Genomic DNA, 17,293 nt, shown 5'->3' on the forward strand with positions numbered 1-17,293 from the left:
ATCCCCTCGCCACAGAAACCATGTTCCAGGTCCAAACAGTCGAGTCCGGCTCCAAGGCGCTATTCAATCTGACCAAAGCAACAGCTCTATCTCAATGCTTTGCTCTGAAACGCCCGTTCTAGAGCCCTCTGTGGTAAAAAATTCGATGGTGCAAATTGGCCATCAACGGCTATGCTAGAGATGGATCCAACACATAACAGGTAATGCCGGTTTTACGTCTACTCAGGGAATGGGGGGCTTCCTGACTCAACCGGACAGGCCACGCTGGGGCTTCAATGCGCTATTTGCTGATGTTACTGCTGTGCTTGCCCCCTCTGGCAAGTGCCCTGGAATTCGATGAATTCACCCAAAACCTGCCCTTGGGCCATGCCCTGCAAGTGTTCGAAGATGCGGGCGGTACGGCGACGCTTGATGAGGTCCTGGCCCAGTCCGCGACGGGCGCTTTCAAACCCCACGACAAAGCCACGCTGAACGCTGGTTACTCACGATCAGCCTTCTGGTTGAAAATCAACCTGCACTATCGTCCCGGCAATCCCGACGCCCAGCGCACCTGGCTGCTGGAATTGGCCTACCCGCCATTGGACCACCTCGATTTGTACCTGCCTGACGCGGCGGGGGCCTATCGCCTGGTTCGCCAGACCGGTGATGCATTGCCGTTCGCCAGCCGCGAGATCCGCCAGAACAACTATCTGTTCAGCCTGGCGTTCAAACCCGAGCAACAACAGACCGTCTATCTGCGCCTGCAAAGCCAGGGTTCGATCCAGGCACCGTTGACGCTGTGGTCGAGCACCGCGTACCTCGAGCAACAGCCGGTGCGCCTGTATGTGCTGGGTATCATCTATGGCGTGCTGCTGGGGATGCTGGTGTACAACCTGTTCATCTACCTGAGCGTGCGCGATACCAGCTACCTCTATTACATCTTCTATATCGCCTCGTTCGGCCTGTACCAGTTGTCGGTCAACGGTGCCGCCGTGGAGTTCTTCTGGCCGGACAACCCCTGGTGGGCCAACGCCGCGACGCCGTTCTTCATTGGCTGCGCGGGCCTGTTTGGCAGCCAGTTCGCCCGCAGCTTCCTGCAAACTGCCCAGCATGGCCGCTGGATGGACCGCATGCTGCTGGCACTGATCGGCTACAGCGCCGTGGTCATCGGCCTGTCGCTGATGACCAGTTATGCCCTGGCGCTGCGCCTGGCAACGGCGTTGGCGCTGGTGTTCACGGTGGCGATCTTTGCCGCCGGGCTGTTCGCCTGGTGGCGTGGCCTGCGGGTGGCGCGTTATTTCATCATCGCCTGGTCGGCGTTTCTGCTGGGGGGCATCATCAATACCTTGATGGTGTTGGGTTACCTGCCGAACGTCTTCCTGACCATGTACGCCAGCCAGATCGGCTCGGCCATCGAAGTGGCGCTGTTGTCCCTGGCCCTGGCCGACCGTATCAATGCCATGCGCGAACAGCAGGCCCAGACCCTGTTGGACGCCGGGCAGAAACTCGAAGTGCTCAACCAGCAACTGGCCCACGGCAACAAGCTCAAGGATGAATTCCTCGCCACCCTGACCCATGAACTGCGCACGCCGATGAATGGCGTGATCGGTTCCCTGGAGCTGATGGAAACCGTCGAGATGGACGAGGAACTGACCCAGTATCAGCAGACCGCCGCCGGGTCGGCGCGGGACATGATGCGCATGGTCAATGGCATCCTCACCCTCACCGAGTTGCAGGCCGGCAAGCTCAAGGTCTATCCCGCGCCGTTCAGTCTGCGTGGGGTGGTCGATGCGCTGCAGGTGCAGTTCGGCGCCAATGCCGCGGCCAAGGGCCTGGATTTCAAGGTCGACGTGGCCCCGGGCCTGACGGACCGGTTGCTCGGCGACAGCGGCAAACTGGCCCAAAGCCTGGAATGCCTGCTGGACAACGCCATCAAGTTCACGCGGGTGGGCGGCTTGGCCTTGCGAGTCAGCGGCCGGTCGACGGAGTTTGGTCGGGTGGTGCTGTCCTTTGCCGTCATCGACACCGGAATCGGTTTTACCGACTTGGGGGAAGCGACCTTGTACCAGCGCTTCTTCCAACTCGACGGCTCGATGACCCGCGAATACGGCGGCCTCGGTGTGGGCCTGGCCATCTGCCGGCAATTGGTGGAACTGCTGGGCGGGCGCCTGACCCACACCTCCGAGCCTGGTCGCGGCAGCCGTTTCCAGTTGGACGTGGAGTTTGACGTGGCCTTGCCGGCGGCGGTCCCGACGCCGTTTGCCTTCGGTGGCCGCCAAGGTTCGCGCCAACCCCAGGATTGCACGGTGCTGCTGGCGGATGACAACAACATCGATCAGTTGGTCATGCGCGGCATGCTGCTCAAGCTGGGTTATCGGGTGCGCACCGCCGACAGTGGCCGCGCCGCGCTGGAGCTGTTGCACGGCGAGCGCTTTGATGCGGTGCTGCTCGATTGCCAAGCGCCGCCGCTGGACGGTGTGTCGGTCTGTTGCCAGATCCGATCGTTGTCCGGCTGCGAGGAGCTGCCGGTGCTGGTGGTCAGCCCGAACGTGGGCCATGAGTGTTGCCCGTCGGGCGCGTTGATCGATTACCTGAGCAAGCCGGTGAAATTCGAGGCCTTGCAGGCGACGCTCCAGCGTCGGGTGCTGTGCCCCAGGCAGGGTGAAAGCGCCGATATTTAGGCGCATATGACACTTTGTTCGGCTTGGAGGCGGTGCTTAACTGAATCCCTGCCGATCGAGGAGCCCTGTCATGAACCTGCACCAGTTCGCTGAAACCCACGACGTCACCAATCAGCCGCCATCCCTGGATGGCGCGAACCTGTACCGCATCGACCTGCCGCTGCAACAGTGGTCGCAGCGCTTTGGGGCTGGCTGGGCGCAGGCGCGGATCGATGCGTATGGGGCGTTGGCTGGCGGGCCATTGATGGAAGCGGGCTTCCTGGCCAACCAGAACAAACCGGTTTTTTCCAGTCATGACCGTTACGGTCATCGCATCGATCTGGTGGAATTCCATCCCGCGTATCACCAGTTGATGCGGGCCGCCGTCGAGCATGGCCTGCCCAGTTTGCCCTGGGCCCATCCACAGCCCGGTGCGCATGTCGCCCGTGCCTCGATGACCTACCTGCACAGCCAGGCTGAAGCCGGTACTGGTTGCCCGTTGACCATGACTTTTGCCAGCGTGCCAGCGCTGCGCTTGCAGCCGGACCTGGCCGAGCGCTGGGTGCCGAAGGTGCTCGCCACCGAGTACGACCCGCGCAATGTCGGCATGGCCCACAAGCCCGGGGTGACCGTGGGCATGGCAATGACCGAAAAACAGGGCGGCACCGATGTGCGGGCCAACACCACCAAGGCCTATCCGGTGGGCGCCAGCGGCCCGGGCCAGGCCTATGAGCTGGTGGGGCACAAATGGTTCTGTTCGGCGCCGATGTGCGACGCCTTCCTCACCTTGGCCCAGACCGACAAGGGGCTGACCTGTTTCCTGCTGCCGCGCCATCGCCCCGACGATACGCGCAATCAGTTCTACATCCAGCGCTTGAAAAACAAACTGGGCAACTGTTCCAACGCCTCCAGCGAAGTCGAGTTCCGTGGCGCACTGGCCTGGATGGTCGGTGAAGAAGGCCGAGGCGTGCCGACGATCATCGAGATGGTGGCCATGACCCGCTTCGATTGCATGGTCGGCTCCAGCGCCTTGATGCGCCAGGCGTTGACCCAGGCCAGCCATCACTGCGCGCACCGCAAGGTCGGCGGCAAGCTGTTGAGCGAACAGCCGCTGATGCAAAACGTCCTGGCTGACCTGGCGCTGGAAAGCGAGTCCGCCCTGGCCTTGAGCCTGCGCATGGGCCGGGCGCTGGACCACTTGAACGACGAGCACGAGGCCAAGTTCGCCCGGCTGGTGACGGCGGTGGGCAAGTACTGGATCTGCAAGCGCGCCCCTGCGATGATCAACGAAGCTGCCGAATGCATGGGCGGTGCCGGCTACGTCGAAGACAGCATCCTGCCGCGCCTGTACCGCGAAGCGCCGGTCAACTCGACGTGGGAAGGCTCCGGCAACGTGCAATGCCTCGATGTGTTGCGCGCCTTGTCCAAGGAGCCGGGTGTGCTGGAGGTCTTGTTCAGCGAATTGGGCGACGGCCACGGCGACAAGCGCCTGGCCGGCCACATCCACCAATTGCACGCGGCGTTCAAGGACACCGACGACATCCAGTACCGCGCCCGGCAATTGACCGAAGACATCGCCGTTGGCTTGCAAGCCAAACTGTTGCTCGAAGCGGGCAACAGTGAGGTCAGCGATGCCTTCATCGCCAGTCGCCTGGGTTCGACCGGCCGGGTGTACGGTGCCCTGCCTCGGGGCTTGGATGTAGAGGCCATCGCCGCCCGCTCGACCCCACACGGCTTTTAAACAACACACACCTGTGATGAATGGCAGTCCAGGGGCCGCTGAAGGTCCATTGTGGGAGCGAGCTTGCTCGCGATGGCGTCGGCCCATCCAACATCTGTGGTGACTGACACACCGCTATCGCGAGCAAGCTCGCTCCCACAGGGGATATGCGGTGGCAATTCTGGGGCTACTGAGATCAAGTGTGGGAGCGAGTCCACTACGCCACTGTTCCCGTCAGACGACGATGCAGGCAAGATGAAGGCCTGCAAGTCAGAACACAGGAAGCTGATCGTGACCGAAGCGTTTATTGTCGTTCAAACCGCCGAACAAGCCGTGGATCGTCTGGCGGCCCTGCACGAGCGTGCGACCACCGCGCTGAACCAGGCGCTGATGCGTTATCTCAAGGATCGCATCGAGCCGGATGCCGAGCAGCGTGCATTGTTTCGTTATCCGGCCCTGCGCCTGACCTATCACTGCCACGGCGAAGTCCCGCAAACCACCCGGGCCTACGCCAAGGTCCAGTTGCCCGGCACCTACAGCGTCACCGTCACCCATCCCGCCGCGTTCCGTAAATACCTGCTGGAACAGCTGGTCCCGTTGATGCACGACTTTACCGTCACCGTGGAAGTGGGCGTCAGCGAGCAGAACATCCCGTACCCGTACGTGGTGGAGCAGGGCGACGAACTGGCCGGCTCCGGTGTGACCGCCGCCGTGCTGGCGCGGGTATTCCCCAGCACTGACCTGTCGGCCGCCACCGATGGCATCGCCGACGGCCTCTATGACTGGGAAAACACCGACCCGCTGCCCTTGGCGCTGTTCGACGCCGCGCGGGTGGATTTTTCCCTGCGCCGGCTGGTGCATTACACCGGCAGCGACTGGCGCCATGTGCAGCCGTGGATCCTGCTGACCAACTACCACCGCTATGTCGACCAGTTCATCGTCCATGGCCTGGAGCAACTGCGCAGCGACCCGCGCTTTGTACGCATGGTCCTGCCGGGCAACGTGATCATCGACAAGAACATGGAGCACAGCGAAGCGTCGGCCATCGCCGCCGGGGTGGTCTGGCACCGCTACCAGATGCCGGCCTATCACCTGCAGAGCAACGACGGCCATGGCGTGACCCTGGTGAACATCGGTGTCGGCCCGTCCAACGCCAAGAACATCACCGACCACCTCGCCGTGCTGCGCCCGCATTGCTGGCTGATGATCGGCCACTGCGGCGGGTTGCGGCAGTCGCAGACCATTGGCGACTATGTGCTGGCCCACGCCTATATGCGCCGCGACGGGATCCTGGACCGGGTGGTACCGCCGAACATTCCGATTCCGGCCTTGGCCGAAGTGCAGATGGCCCTGCAGCAGGCGGCGGCGAACATCACTGGCGAGAAGGGCGACGAGCTGAAAAAACGCCTGCGCACCGGCACCGTGCTGACCTACGACGACCGTAACTGGGAACTGCGCTGGGCCCAGGAGCGGCCGCTGATCAACCTGTCTCGCGCCGTGGCGGTGGACATGGAAAGCGGCACCATCGCCGCCCAGGGTTATCGTCTGCGGGTGCCTTATGGCACGCTGCTGTGCGTCTCGGACAAACCGCTGCACAGCGAGATCAAGCTGCCGGGTTCGGCTAACGCGTTCTATGAGCGAGCGGTCAACCAGCATTTGAAGATCGGCATCGCGGCGCTGGACCTGTTGCGCACCGAACTCAACTCGTTGCATTCGCGCAAGCTGCGCAGCTTCGACGAGCCGCCGTTCCGCTGATCGGATGGTGGTCATTTAACGGTCGGGCCACTAGCATGGTCGGCCCTGACCGTTAGATGTTGTATTCGCCATGCCCCGTCCCCCACGCCCCGCTTCCCGTCGCCCTGGCGCGAAGCTCCCCGCCGCAGCCCCGCGCCGTGTGGCCAAGGCTCCGCCGGCCGAGCCAAAGCTGATCCTGTTCAATAAACCCTTCGATGTGCTGACGCAATTCAGCGACGGTGAGGGGCGGGCGACGCTCAAGGATTTTATCGACGTACCGGGCATCTACCCGGCCGGGCGGCTGGATCGCGACAGCGAAGGGTTACTGTTGCTGACCAACGATGGGCAGTTGCAGGCGCGTATTGCCGACCCCAAACACAAGCTGGCCAAGACCTATTGGGTGCAAGTCGAGGGTGAGCCGAGCGCTGAACAATTGCAGCGTTTGCGCGAGGGCGTGGAATTGAACGACGGCATGACGTTGCCGGCCGAGGCGCGGCAATTGGACGAGCCACAATTGTGGCCGCGCAACCCGCCGGTGCGTTTTCGTAAAAGCGTGCCCACGAGCTGGCTGGAGCTGGTGATCCGCGAAGGGCGCAACCGTCAGGTGCGACGCATGACCGCTGCGGTGGGTTTGCCGACACTGCGCCTGGTGCGGGTCAGGATCGGTGACTGGACGCTCGAAGGGCTCGACCAGGGCCAGTGGAAGGAAGTGCCGGCGCGCTTATAGCGTCCCGGATTCGATCAGGCCGATCACCACGCTCTTGATGATGAACGCGGCCACGCCGAGGCCCAGCACGAAAAACAGGATGAACGAGCCAAAACGCCCGGCCTTGGACTTCTTCGCCAGGTCCCAGACGATGAAACCCATGAAAATGATCAGGATGCTGACCAGGCCGGTCATCATCCACTCTTCGAAAACAGCAGGATCCATCAGGACACTCCGGCGTGGGCGGGATTGAAAAGGCGCGGCGAGTATAAGGCATGGGGGGCGGGTGGGGGATTGGCCTGCGGCGGTGTGTCGCAGCTATTCATCGCCTGGGCTGACGCTATAGACCCATGTGGGAGCGAGCTTGCTCGCGATGGCGGTAGCACATCCAACGTCAATGCAAGCTGAACCACCGCTATCGCGAGCAAGCTCGCTCCCACACGGATTTGCGGTGGGCGCGATTTCTGTGAGCATCCGGAACCCATGTGGGAGCGAGCCTGCTCGCGATGGCGCCTTCAACTGCGCAGATGAGTCAACGGCAGCTCGGTACTGTTAAGCACCTGGTTCAGCACAAAGCTCGAACGCACGCTGGTGACGCCATCGATCCGGGTCAGGTGCCCCAACAGCAGTTTCTGGTAATGGTCCATGTCCGGCACCACCACCTTGAGCTGATAGTCCGCGTCCATGCCGGTGACCAAGCTGCACTCCAGCACTTGCGGCAGGTTGCGGATGGCGGCTTCGAAGTTCTCGAAGCGCTCGGGTGTGTGGCGGTCCATGCCGATCAGCACATAAGCCGTCAGGCTCAGGCCCAGCAGCTTGCGGTCGAGCAGGGCGACCTGGCGGGTGATGTAGCCGTCATCTTCCAACTGCTTGACCCGTCGCGAGCAAGGGGAGGGCGACAGGCCGATGCGTTCGGCCAGTTCCTGGTTGGAGATGCGCGCGTCGCGCTGCAATTCCGCCAGAATGCTCAGGTCGTAACGGTCGAGTTTGCTCATCGGTCGGGCCTTTATCTTGATAATTGCGGCAGATTATCTATCCGGGGTTAAAAATTGCGCAAGTGATGTTTATTTAAGCAATCTTCGCAATCATCCGTCGGCACCCCAGGCTTATGCTTACCACCAAGATCACTGCTCGGACAAACAGTCCAGTGCAGCCCGCCCAATCAGGCCGGCTGCGGTCGCAGTACCCACCGGTACTGGCAGACCCCCGAGCTGCACACCGTCCAGAAGACGGCGTGAGGTGAGCCGACGTCATAAGCGTCGCGCACGGACGAAATTCTCAAGGGGAGGCCGACGGGTCTCCCTTTTTTATTGGGCGCAGATTCTGCTTTGGCTAGGGCGCGTCATATCCGCAAGAGCGCAGGCGTTGGCGGGTCAGGCGTTTGTCTGGATAGTCGTCGCCCCAGTTCAGATGCTGGTCATAGCGGGATTTGACGTGGGCGCAGGCGGCTTTGATTTTTGCGTCAGCCTCGGCCAGGGCGGTATCGGACAGGCGATTGATTTTCAGGCTCTGGAAGAAGGGCAGGATAAAGGCCTGATCCAGGTCGTAGCCCTTGGTGCCTTCGGGTAAGCGTTGGCCGGCGCTGACCGAGAACGGTTGTTTCAGACCGCTCTGGTTTTCCCAACACCAGTATTTTACGTCCTCTTCCCAGGATCCCGACGGGCCATGCCAGACGTTGTGGAAGCGAAGGCACTGCATGCTCCGGTGAGTGACCCAGTTGATGTCCTGCGGCCGTGCTTTGCTTGAAGTCACATCCATTAAGGCAAGTTGGTATTGGAGAAATTGTTCCGGGGTATACAAGGTGCCTTCTTCCCGCCCATCGAGCCAACCCTCTACGACGAGGGACAATGATGAGGCCAGTATTTCAAGCGCTCCGGCCCGAAAGCTGCCGGTGGTACCTGCCGTTTGCACATCACGTCGCTTGTCATAGTCGAAACCGCTTTCCAAGGTGCCACATGGCGTATGGCGCAGCGGTCCAGGCAGATCGTAAGAAAAACGCGGACTCAACGTTACCCGCTGCTCCCCTACTTCACACAACATACGGCTTAGACGTCTGTCGTTTTCCTGCACCAGCGGTGCATGCCCGCAGGCCGACAGGGCTACGGGCAGCAGCATCAGAGCACCAAGACGGATCCTCGTGACGAGGATCCGCATGAGGTGCCCTTGACCCCACCTGAATGGAATTGACATGCCTTCACTCCCTTGATTGGCTCATTGCGACAGATGCCGGTAGTCGTTACGGGTGAACGGAAGTCCTGTCAACCGGCGAAATCGATAGGCATCTTAGAGGAAAACTTTCAGCAGCCTGCGAAATAAACCCCGTGGCTGATAACCTGTCGCAGAACCGGCCTGGGCTTTTCCAGTCTTATCATCAGGCCCTGAACCGTTGTGAGGAATTTCATGAAGTCGCGCATCTGGCGTTTGGCAGGTGTTGGTCTGTTGTGGGCAAGTGTCAGTGCGCAGGGAATGGCCGACGATCAGCAAAACCGTGGCGGCCCGGATGGCAGTCACGGGCCGGACGGGCGCGGCGGCAACGGCCAGGGTTACTCGGGCCAGCCAAGGCCGCAGAGCAACGAAATCATTCGGGGCGACAACAGTCGCCAGTTCGAGGTCAAGCCGCAGCCGCAATACCAGGGCGGCCAGCACTATGACCGTGGGCCTCAAGACCCCAACGGCCATGGCCGCCCGCAGCCGCAGCCTGGCAACAACTTGCCCATTCAGGGCCGGCCCGACAGCGTGACCCAGACCCGTGAGCCGCAACCGGGGTATTACCGCGATATTCCTCGGCGCAACGATGGTTATCCGAACGCAGGTCCGCGTCCTGACCATGACGGCCGTCCCGATCGGCCTTGGCCCGGCCGGCCGGGTGGGCACGGCAACGGTTGGGGGCCGGGGCCGCAATACCGTCCTGGTTATGTGATCGACCGTTTCCCGGATCGCAACTACCGTGTGCCTTATCGCGGCCAGGACTATTTCTATTCGGGCGGCTACTGGTATCGCCCTCAAGGGCCGCGTTATGTGGTGGTCGCGCCACCGCGGGGCATCCGCACCCGTTACCTGCCCGATTACGCCCGGGAAGTGTGGATCGGCAGTTCGCTATTCTTCCTCGCGGCCGGCGCCTATTACATCTACGAAGCCAACACTCAGGATTACGTCGTGGTCGATGCGCCGGTCGCCAACCCGCAGCCGCAGCCCCAAGGCAACAGTTTCGATGTGGTGGCCTATCCGGCCAACGGCCAGTCGCCCGAGCAGGTCAATCAGGATGGCTACGACTGCTATCGCTGGGCGGTGCAGCAGAGCGGGTTCGATCCGCGCAACTACACCTACCCACCGGCACCTGAAGTGGTGCAGACCTATCGCCAGGCCCAGGGCAGTTGCTTGAGCAGTCGTGGGTATCAGGTGACGTACTGAGTTTTGAGAAGAGGGGAATGCCCGTTCTTGTGGCGAGGGGATTTATCCCCGCTGGGCTGCGGAGCAGCCCTCAGGTTCCACAACTCGGTGTGCCAGAACGGTTGAGTCGCTGCTTTGGGACTGCTTCGCAGTCCAGCGGGGATAAATCCCCTCGCCACAGGTTCGATGTTCGACAGCTTATGCGCTGGCGCGCTTCACCACTTCCGACGGATCGGCATGCACCAGAACCTCGGCCTTCGGGTAAGCACGGTGGATGGCATCGGCGGCCTGGTCGCTGATGCCATGGGCCACTGACAGGGTCAGTTCCCCCGGCAACTCCAGGTGCAGTTGCACGAACCAGTGGTTACCGGAGACCCGCGTACGCAGGTCATGGGCGCCGAGCACGCCGGGTACGGCACAGGCCAGTTCCAGCATGCGCTGGCTGACGTCGGGCGGCAGTTCTTCATCCATCAGCACCGCGAAGCTTTCCCGAGCAATCTGGATGGCGCTCCACAGGATGTACGCCGCAATGCCCAGGCCGAACCAGGCGTCGAGTTGATACCAGCCGAACCCGGCCAGTACCAGCGCGACCAGGATGCTGCCGTTGAGCAACAGGTCGGAGCGATAGTGCAGCGAATCGGCGCGCACGGCGTTGGAACCGGTAGCGCGGATGACCCGATGCTGCAACGCCAGCAGCGCCAGGGTCAGCCCCAGGGAAAACACGATCACGCCGACGCTGAGCCAGGGCGCGTCCACCGGCACCGGCTCTTTCAGGCGCTCAAAGGCCTGCAAGGCAATCAATACCGCACTGCCGCCGATAAACAGCGCCTGGGCCATGCCGGCCAGGGACTCGGCCTTGCCATGACCATAGCGATGGTCATCGTCGGCGGGGCGCAGGGCGTAATGCACCGCCAGCAGATTGAGCAGCGAGGTGACGCCGTCCAGCGCCGAGTCGGTCAGGCCGGCGAGCATGCTCACCGAACCGCTGAGCCACCAGGCCAGGGCCTTGGCGACGATCAGGACAAGGGCTACGGCCACCGACGCCCGGGTGGCCAGGCGCAACAGGCGAGCGTGTTCGGTACTGGTGGTCATGGCGCGGTCGTTCCTTCTGCAGCGCCGGTCATGCGGCCGGTTTGAGACCGAGCGTGGCCAGTTGCTGCGCGCTGCCTTTGTGTTGGATCAGGCGAGGATCGTCCAGCGGGAAGCTGCGGCCCAGTTCGCGTTCCAGGATCGCCTGCAGTTTTTGGTTATTGACTGTGCCGTCGGGGTTGATGGCCGGCTTGAGTTTCTCTGGCTCGATCTGCACGCTGCGGCCCGGCTCGAAATAGATGGCGCCGGTGGCAAAGTCCACGGCGAACGCGATCAGGCCGGGGATGATGTAGAACAGCAGGCCGACGGCATCGAGGGCGGCGATGGCCGGGTCGATCTTGCCGTCGATCTGGCCGCGACGGTCCGGGTAGAAGATCGAGCCACAGGCGCTGATCTGGGTCAGCAGGGTGGCGACCAGCACGCCACCGATCACGCGAGAGGGAATACGCATAGCAATCTCCTGAACAGGTAGTAGAGGCGTTGCTGGTTGGAGTCCAGACCACGCTAAACAGTTCGCCGTTATACTCGGCCCTCTGTTTTGGAGCCAGCATGATTTCTTTGCCGATTGATGAAGTTTTACCCGCCCTGCGCCAAGCCCTGGCCTTGCGCCACGAAGCCGTGCTTGAAGCGCCGCCCGGTGCCGGTAAAACCACCCGCGTTCCCCTGGCCTTGCTGAACGAGCCCTGGCTGGCCGGGCAGACCATCCTGATGCTCGAACCCCGGCGCCTGGCGGCACGGGCGGCGGCCGAGCGGCTGGCCAGCGAACTGGGGGAGAAGGTCGGTGAGACGGTTGGCTATAGGATTCGCCTCGACAGCAAGGTCGGGCCCAAGACCCGCATCGAGGTGGTCACCGAAGGCATTCTCACACGCCGTTTGCAGGACGATCCGGCGCTGGAAGGTGTGGGGCTGCTGATTTTCGACGAGTTCCATGAACGCAGCCTCGACGCCGACCTGGCCCTGGCCTTGAGCCTCAACGGTCGGGAGTTGTTTCGCGACGACCAGCCGCTGAAGATCCTGCTGATGTCCGCCACCCTGGAAGGCGAACGCCTGGCCGGGTTGTTGGACAACGCGCCGATCCTGCGCAGCGAAGGCCGCATGTTCCCGGTGACGGTGCGCTGGGGCCGGCCATTCCAGCCCGGCGAGTTCATCGAGCCACGGCTGGTGCAGACCGTGCTTGAAGCACTGCACGATGAAACCGGCAGCGTCTTGGTGTTCCTGCCTGGGCAGGCGGAGATCCGTCGAGTCCATCAGCAACTGGCCGAGACCCTGGGCGAAGGCGGCAACGTCTTGCTCTGCCCGTTGCACGGCGAGCTGGACCTCGCCGCCCAGCGCGCCGCCATCGACCCGGCGCCCCACGGCCAGCGCAAGGTGGTGTTGGCCACCAACATTGCCGAAACCAGCCTGACCATCAATGGCGTGCGGGTGGTGATCGACGCCGGACTGGCCCGGGTACCGCGTTTCGACCCGGGCAGCGGCATGACCCGGCTCGACACCCAGCGCATTTCCCGGGCCAGCGCCACCCAGCGGGCCGGTCGCGCCGGGCGCCTGGAACCGGGGGTGTGCTACCGGTTGTGGTCCGAAGACCAGCATGAACAATTGGCCGCTTACGGCAGCGCGGAGATCCTGTCGGCGGACCTGGCCGGGTTGGCCCTGCAGTTGGGACGCTGGGGCGTGACGCCGCAGCAACTGGTCTGGCTCGACGTCCCACCCGCCGCCGCGTATGCCCAGGCCCAGGACCTGCTGCAACGCCTGGGCGCGCTGGAGGGCGAGCAACTGACCCGCCACGGCCAGGCCATGGCCGAACTGCCGGCCCACCCGCGTATCGCCCACCTGCTGTTGCGCGGCCAGGCCCTGGGACTGGCGGACATGGCCTGCAACGTCGCCGCACTGTTGGGCGAGCGCGACATTCTCCGTGGCGCCGGCGCGGACCTGCACAGTCGCCTGGCCTTGCTGTCCGGCGAAGAACGGGCGGCGCGGGGCGCTCAGGGCGGGGTACAGCGGGCGCGGCAACTGGCCCGGCAATATCGCGGCTATTTGCGGGGCAAGGCTGAAGAAGCCGTGGCCGATCCCGACCATCCGCGCTGGCTCGGCGCGTTGCTGGCCTTGGCGTACCCGGACCGCGTTGCCCAACAGCGCCGGCCGGGCGGCGCGGAGTATCGCCTGGCCAACGGCCGTGCGGCGCTGTTTGCCGAGGCTGACAGCCTGATGAAACAAGCGTGGCTGGTGATCGCCGACCTGGGCAGCCGCCAGGGCCAGCGGGAAGAGCGGATCTACCTGGCGACGGATTTCGACCCGGCACTGTTCGAGTCGGTATTGGCCGAGCAAGTGCGCACGGTGGATCAACTGGATTGGGACGAGCGCGAAGGCGTGCTGCGAGCCGAGCGCCAGCGCAAGGTCGGCGAACTGGTGCTCAGCCGCGAACCGTTGACCGGCCTGGATGAGTCAGCCCGTAGCCAGGCCCTGGTGAACCTGGTGCGGCGCAAGGGCCTGGAATTGTTGCCCTGGACCCCGGAACTGCGGCAATGGCAGGCGCGGGTGGCGCTGCTGCGTCGTCTGGACCTGGACACCAAGGGTGAAAGCGAGTGGCCGGACGTCAGCGACGGCGCCTTGCTGGACAGCCTCGAGCATTGGTTGATGCCGTACCTGGGCCGCGTCTCGCGCCTCAGCCATTTCGCCAACCTGGACCTGTCGAGCATCGTTCACAACCTGTTGCCCTGGCCCCTGCCGCAACGCTTGGATGAACTGGCGCCGCATCATTTGAGCGTGCCCTCGGGTTCGTCGATCCGGCTGGACTATAGCGAACATCCGCCGATCCTGGCGGTGCGCTTGCAGGAACTCTTCGGCCTGGCCGACACCCCGCGCATTGCCGGCGGGCGGCAGGTGGTCAAGTTGCACCTGCTGTCCCCGGCGCGCCGACCGGTACAGGTCACCCAGGACCTGGCGAACTTCTGGCGCAGCACCTACGCCGAGGTGAAGAAGGATCTCAAGGGGCGGTATCCCAAGCATTACTGGCCGGATGATCCGCTGGTGGCGGAGGCGACGGCGCGGGTCAAGCCGCGTAAGTAATTGGGGCCGACACAAAACCTTTGTGGGAGCGGGCTTGCTCGCGAATGCGGAGTGTCAGTCAATAATTTATGTAACTGACCCACCGTATTCGCGAGCAAGCCCGCTCCCACAGTTGTTCGGTGATGGGGCTCAAATCACGGCATTGCCGGCAACAAAAACCGTGCTATCACCGGCAAATGATCGGAGATGCGCAAGGTGTCATCCTGCCTTACCTGGGCTTCAACCCGTTTGATCCGGGGGCTGTAGAACAGGTAGTCGACGGTGCGGTCGGGGCCGTTGAGGCCGGGGTCGTTCGGGTAGTGGGTCAGCCAGTGTTCGCGGTCGATGCCGCTGGCTTCGTTGTTGGTGGGGATCATTGGGTATTTGTCCCACAGCAGGTGCAGGGGGCTGTCGGCGGAGTAGGGCGTGCGTTGCTCGGACGGCAGGCGCCGGTACTGACCCAGGGGCAGCAGGTTGAAGTCGCCGCCGATCAGCCAGGGCGTGCCCGCGGATTCGAACTTGTCCAGGGCCTTGCTCACGGCGGTGATTTGTCTGGGCAGGGTTTCGTCCGGTTCGGTGGCCCGTTCCAGATGGGTGTTAAGTACTGCCAACTGGCCGCCGTCGCTCAGTGATAGATAACTCACCAACAAGGCATTTTTCGGCTGGAACTGACGGCTGATGAAATTGGCGTCGGCCACCGGCAGTTGCACCCGTTCGGCATGGTCGATGCGGTAGCGGCTCAGGGTCGCCAGTTGCCGGCCGACGCTGCCGAAGATGTGCGGGTCGGGGATGAAGTCGGCTTTCCAGTCGAAGGCGCTGGTGCCGCACGGATAGAGGTCGGCCAGGCGCTCCTGCAACAGTTTGAGCTGGTCCTGGTAATCGCTGGCCTTGGCGCCCTTGTCCAGTTCCTGGAGCAGCACGATGTCCGGTTGCTCGTCGCGGATGACCCGGGCCACTTCGTCGAGGCTGAAGGCCATGTCTTCCAGGGTCGGGCTTTCATCGTCGCCCTGGGCCAGGTCGTGCCAGAACACGTAGCGCTTGCCGGCGAGGAACTGGACGTTCCAGGTCATCACCTTCAAGGCTTGGCCGGGCGCCAGCTTTGCTGCGTTGGCGGTGCAACTGACCGGCACGGTTTCCCGGGGCTGTGGCCGCCAGGTCAGGCCATAGATCGACAGGGCGGCCAGGCTGAGGATCAACAGCAGGCCCAGCAAGGTGTAGCGCAATAGACGGGTCATGGCTCGGCTTATGGGCGAAACGCAAAAGTGCTCCCGAGCATAACCGAGAGCGGTTCTCAAGCCCAAGCCCAGGCGCTCGCCGTGTGCGATCAGCGGCTCCCGGGCTTGGCTTCGATCAGCATGAACAGGCGGAACAGCACCACGGTGGTGAACAGTTGCAGGAAGCTGTGGATGCTGTCGATCAGCAAGCTGACCACGGGGTTCTGCGGCGACGGATACATCGAGACGCTGGCGCCCTTGAGCAGCCACAGCGGGGTCATCACACACAGAATGCACAACAGGACTCGCCAGAAATTGCCGCGAGACATGTTCAGGCTTTCCTTCATCGCCGCCAGGGGGGGCAGGCCCCTGAGGACCAACAGGTATTCGCCGAAGGCCAGGGTCACCATCAGCCACAGGCCCGGCAGGAAGTACAACGACAGCCCCACCAGGATCAGCAGCGTATTGAGGGCCGTCAGCAAGGCAAAGCGTGGCCACAGGGTCAGGGCCATGGCGAGCAGATCGCGCGTGCGTGGCGCTTCACCGCGGCTGCGGGTGTCGAGAAACAGGATCAATGCGGCGGTGTACAGCGGGTACACCAGCAGCCCGACAATCACGCTGTAGCCGGGGAAACCCTCGGGGCCGAGGGCGCTGTCCACGCCTTGCTGCAGCAACGCCTCGAGTATCACCAGTGGCAGGCACAGTTGGGCGATCCGGCCCAGATGGCGCTTGAAAAAATACAAGGAGTCACGCAGTACTTCTAACGGATTCATGGGGCGGTATCGCAATTCAAAAAAGCGGTCCGACACTTTACCCATCAGGTGACCGCATAAACAAACGTAAACATCAGGTAAAGACCATTGAAAGCTTTCCGGCGAGCCCCATTACTGATGGGCACCGGTCTTTGGGATCGGAATGGTTTCTACCCGGCAATCGAATGAGGTCGCCATGAACAGCGAAGAACAAACCCTGATCGATGGACTGTTTTCACGGCTGCAACAGGCCGAAAAGGATTCAGCCCCGCGCGATGCCCAGGCCGAGGCGCGGATCAAGGAACACCTGGCGAGCCAGCCAGCGGCGGGCTATTTCATGGCCCAGGCGATCCTGGTGCAGGAGGCCGCGATCAAGCGCCTCGATGAGCAGAACAAGCAACTCGCCCAGCAGGTCGAGCAATTGCAGGCCGAGCTGCAACAGGCTCGCAAGCAAGCGCCGGCCCCCAGCGGTGGCGGTGGTTTCCTCTCGAGTATTTTCGGCGGCAGCCCGCGGGACTCGCGCCCGACGAGCGCGCCGGCTTCCAGCGGTGGTGGTTGGCGCGAACCGGCGCAACCGTCCTTCAATGCCCCGCCCCAACAGGGCTTCGGCGCGCCGTCCGGCAATTATGGCGCACCGCAGCAGGCCCCGGCAGCGGGCAGCTTCCTCGGCGGTGCGCTGAAAACCGCGGCGGGCGTGGCTGGCGGCGTGATGCTGGCCCAAGGCATCAGCAGTCTGTTCCACAGTAACCAGCAACCCCAGGAAATCGTCGAGGTCATCAAGGAAGAACCGGCGCAACCGGTCAACGACACTGCCAACAACGGCGACAACGGCTGGGGCGATGATTCGCGGGTGGCCGATAACGACGCCTACGGCAACGACCAGGGCGGGTTCAGCGACGCGGACTACAGCGACGATTCATCCTCCTTCGGCGACGACGACTCCTTCGTCTGACCTGCCATTCGTCCGGGGCGCCCTGGCGCCTCGGGCCGATTATTCGCGGAAC

Annotated in this window: 14 protein-coding genes; 7 read left to right on the plus strand and 7 right to left on the minus strand. The window is 63.1% G+C overall.

The features are described 5' to 3' along the window. The first annotated feature begins 275 nt into the window (after nucleotides 1–275). From AC3A5O_RS17985 to AC3A5O_RS18000, 4 genes are all read left to right on the plus strand, one after another. A complete protein-coding gene (locus AC3A5O_RS17985; RefSeq protein ID WP_487753518.1) occupies nucleotides 276–2,660 on the plus strand; it encodes a hybrid sensor histidine kinase/response regulator in 2,385 nt (794 codons plus the stop codon). A gap of 70 nt (nucleotides 2,661–2,730) precedes the next feature. Then, nucleotides 2,731–4,380, plus strand: a complete 1,650-nt coding sequence (locus tag AC3A5O_RS17990; protein WP_487753519.1) for an acyl-CoA dehydrogenase family protein — start codon at nucleotides 2,731–2,733, stop codon at nucleotides 4,378–4,380. Between the two features lie 234 nt (nucleotides 4,381–4,614). After that, a complete protein-coding gene (amn, locus tag AC3A5O_RS17995) occupies nucleotides 4,615–6,114 on the plus strand; it encodes an AMP nucleosidase (protein WP_305468605.1) in 1,500 nt (499 codons plus the stop codon). A gap of 139 nt (nucleotides 6,115–6,253) precedes the next feature. Further along, entirely contained in the window at nucleotides 6,254–6,820 is a 567-nt protein-coding gene (locus AC3A5O_RS18000; RefSeq protein WP_163006688.1) for a pseudouridine synthase, read from the plus strand. Here the strand turns inward: AC3A5O_RS18000 and AC3A5O_RS18005 are convergent. From AC3A5O_RS18005 to AC3A5O_RS18015, 3 genes are all read right to left on the minus strand, one after another. Continuing rightward, nucleotides 6,815–7,024 (minus strand): DUF2788 domain-containing protein, encoded by a 210-nt coding sequence (locus AC3A5O_RS18005; RefSeq protein WP_039594082.1) that lies wholly within the window; start codon nucleotides 7,022–7,024, stop codon nucleotides 6,815–6,817. The genes AC3A5O_RS18000 and AC3A5O_RS18005 overlap by 6 nt on opposite strands. Before the next feature lie 290 nt (nucleotides 7,025–7,314). Beyond that, a complete protein-coding gene (locus AC3A5O_RS18010; RefSeq protein WP_003185723.1) occupies nucleotides 7,315–7,794 on the minus strand; it encodes an Lrp/AsnC family transcriptional regulator in 480 nt (159 codons plus the stop codon). A 337-nt stretch (nucleotides 7,795–8,131) separates the two neighbouring features. Beyond that, nucleotides 8,132–8,914, minus strand: coding sequence for a hypothetical protein (locus tag AC3A5O_RS18015; RefSeq protein WP_305468604.1), 783 nt, complete (start codon nucleotides 8,912–8,914; stop codon nucleotides 8,132–8,134). 285 nt (nucleotides 8,915–9,199) lie between these two features. Here AC3A5O_RS18015 and AC3A5O_RS18020 point away from each other — a divergent pair, with 285 nt between their 5' ends. After that, a complete protein-coding gene (locus AC3A5O_RS18020) occupies nucleotides 9,200–10,210 on the plus strand; it encodes a DUF6515 family protein (protein ID WP_122565069.1) in 1,011 nt (336 codons plus the stop codon). Nucleotides 10,211–10,387: 177 nt separating this feature from the next. On the opposite strand, the gene AC3A5O_RS18025 is transcribed toward AC3A5O_RS18020, so the two are convergent. Together AC3A5O_RS18025 and AC3A5O_RS18030 are read right to left on the minus strand one after the other, a co-directional pair. Next, nucleotides 10,388–11,281, minus strand: coding sequence for a cation diffusion facilitator family transporter (locus AC3A5O_RS18025; RefSeq protein WP_305468602.1), 894 nt, complete (start codon nucleotides 11,279–11,281; stop codon nucleotides 10,388–10,390). Nucleotides 11,282–11,309: 28 nt separating this feature from the next. After that, a complete protein-coding gene (locus AC3A5O_RS18030) occupies nucleotides 11,310–11,729 on the minus strand; it encodes a polyribonucleotide nucleotidyltransferase (RefSeq protein ID WP_122565071.1) in 420 nt (139 codons plus the stop codon). Nucleotides 11,730–11,827: 98 nt separating this feature from the next. Between AC3A5O_RS18030 and hrpB the strand changes: the two genes are divergently transcribed. Beyond that, nucleotides 11,828–14,344 carry an ATP-dependent helicase HrpB gene (hrpB, locus tag AC3A5O_RS18035; RefSeq protein ID WP_487753520.1) on the plus strand — a complete coding sequence of 839 codons (2,517 nt, stop codon included), beginning with the start codon at nucleotides 11,828–11,830 and terminating at the stop codon, nucleotides 14,342–14,344. Nucleotides 14,345–14,478: 134 nt separating this feature from the next. Here hrpB and AC3A5O_RS18040 read toward each other — a convergent pair whose 3' ends face one another. Then, complete coding sequence (locus AC3A5O_RS18040; RefSeq protein WP_354339258.1) at nucleotides 14,479–15,558, minus strand: endonuclease/exonuclease/phosphatase family protein; 1,080 nt, start codon at nucleotides 15,556–15,558, stop codon at nucleotides 14,479–14,481. 89 nt (nucleotides 15,559–15,647) lie between these two features. Then, nucleotides 15,648–16,310 carry a YciC family protein gene (locus tag AC3A5O_RS18045; protein WP_122565113.1) on the minus strand — a complete coding sequence of 221 codons (663 nt, stop codon included), beginning with the start codon at nucleotides 16,308–16,310 and terminating at the stop codon, nucleotides 15,648–15,650. A gap of 175 nt (nucleotides 16,311–16,485) precedes the next feature. Here AC3A5O_RS18045 and AC3A5O_RS18050 point away from each other — a divergent pair, with 175 nt between their 5' ends. Continuing rightward, the gene (locus AC3A5O_RS18050; RefSeq protein ID WP_305481946.1) at nucleotides 16,486–17,241 is read left to right on the plus strand and encodes a DUF2076 domain-containing protein; all 756 of its coding nucleotides are present in this window, start codon (nucleotides 16,486–16,488) and stop codon (nucleotides 17,239–17,241) included. The last annotated feature ends 52 nt before the right edge of the window (nucleotides 17,242–17,293 follow it).

It is taken from the genome of Pseudomonas sp. Soil_N_39 (assembly GCF_057655955.1).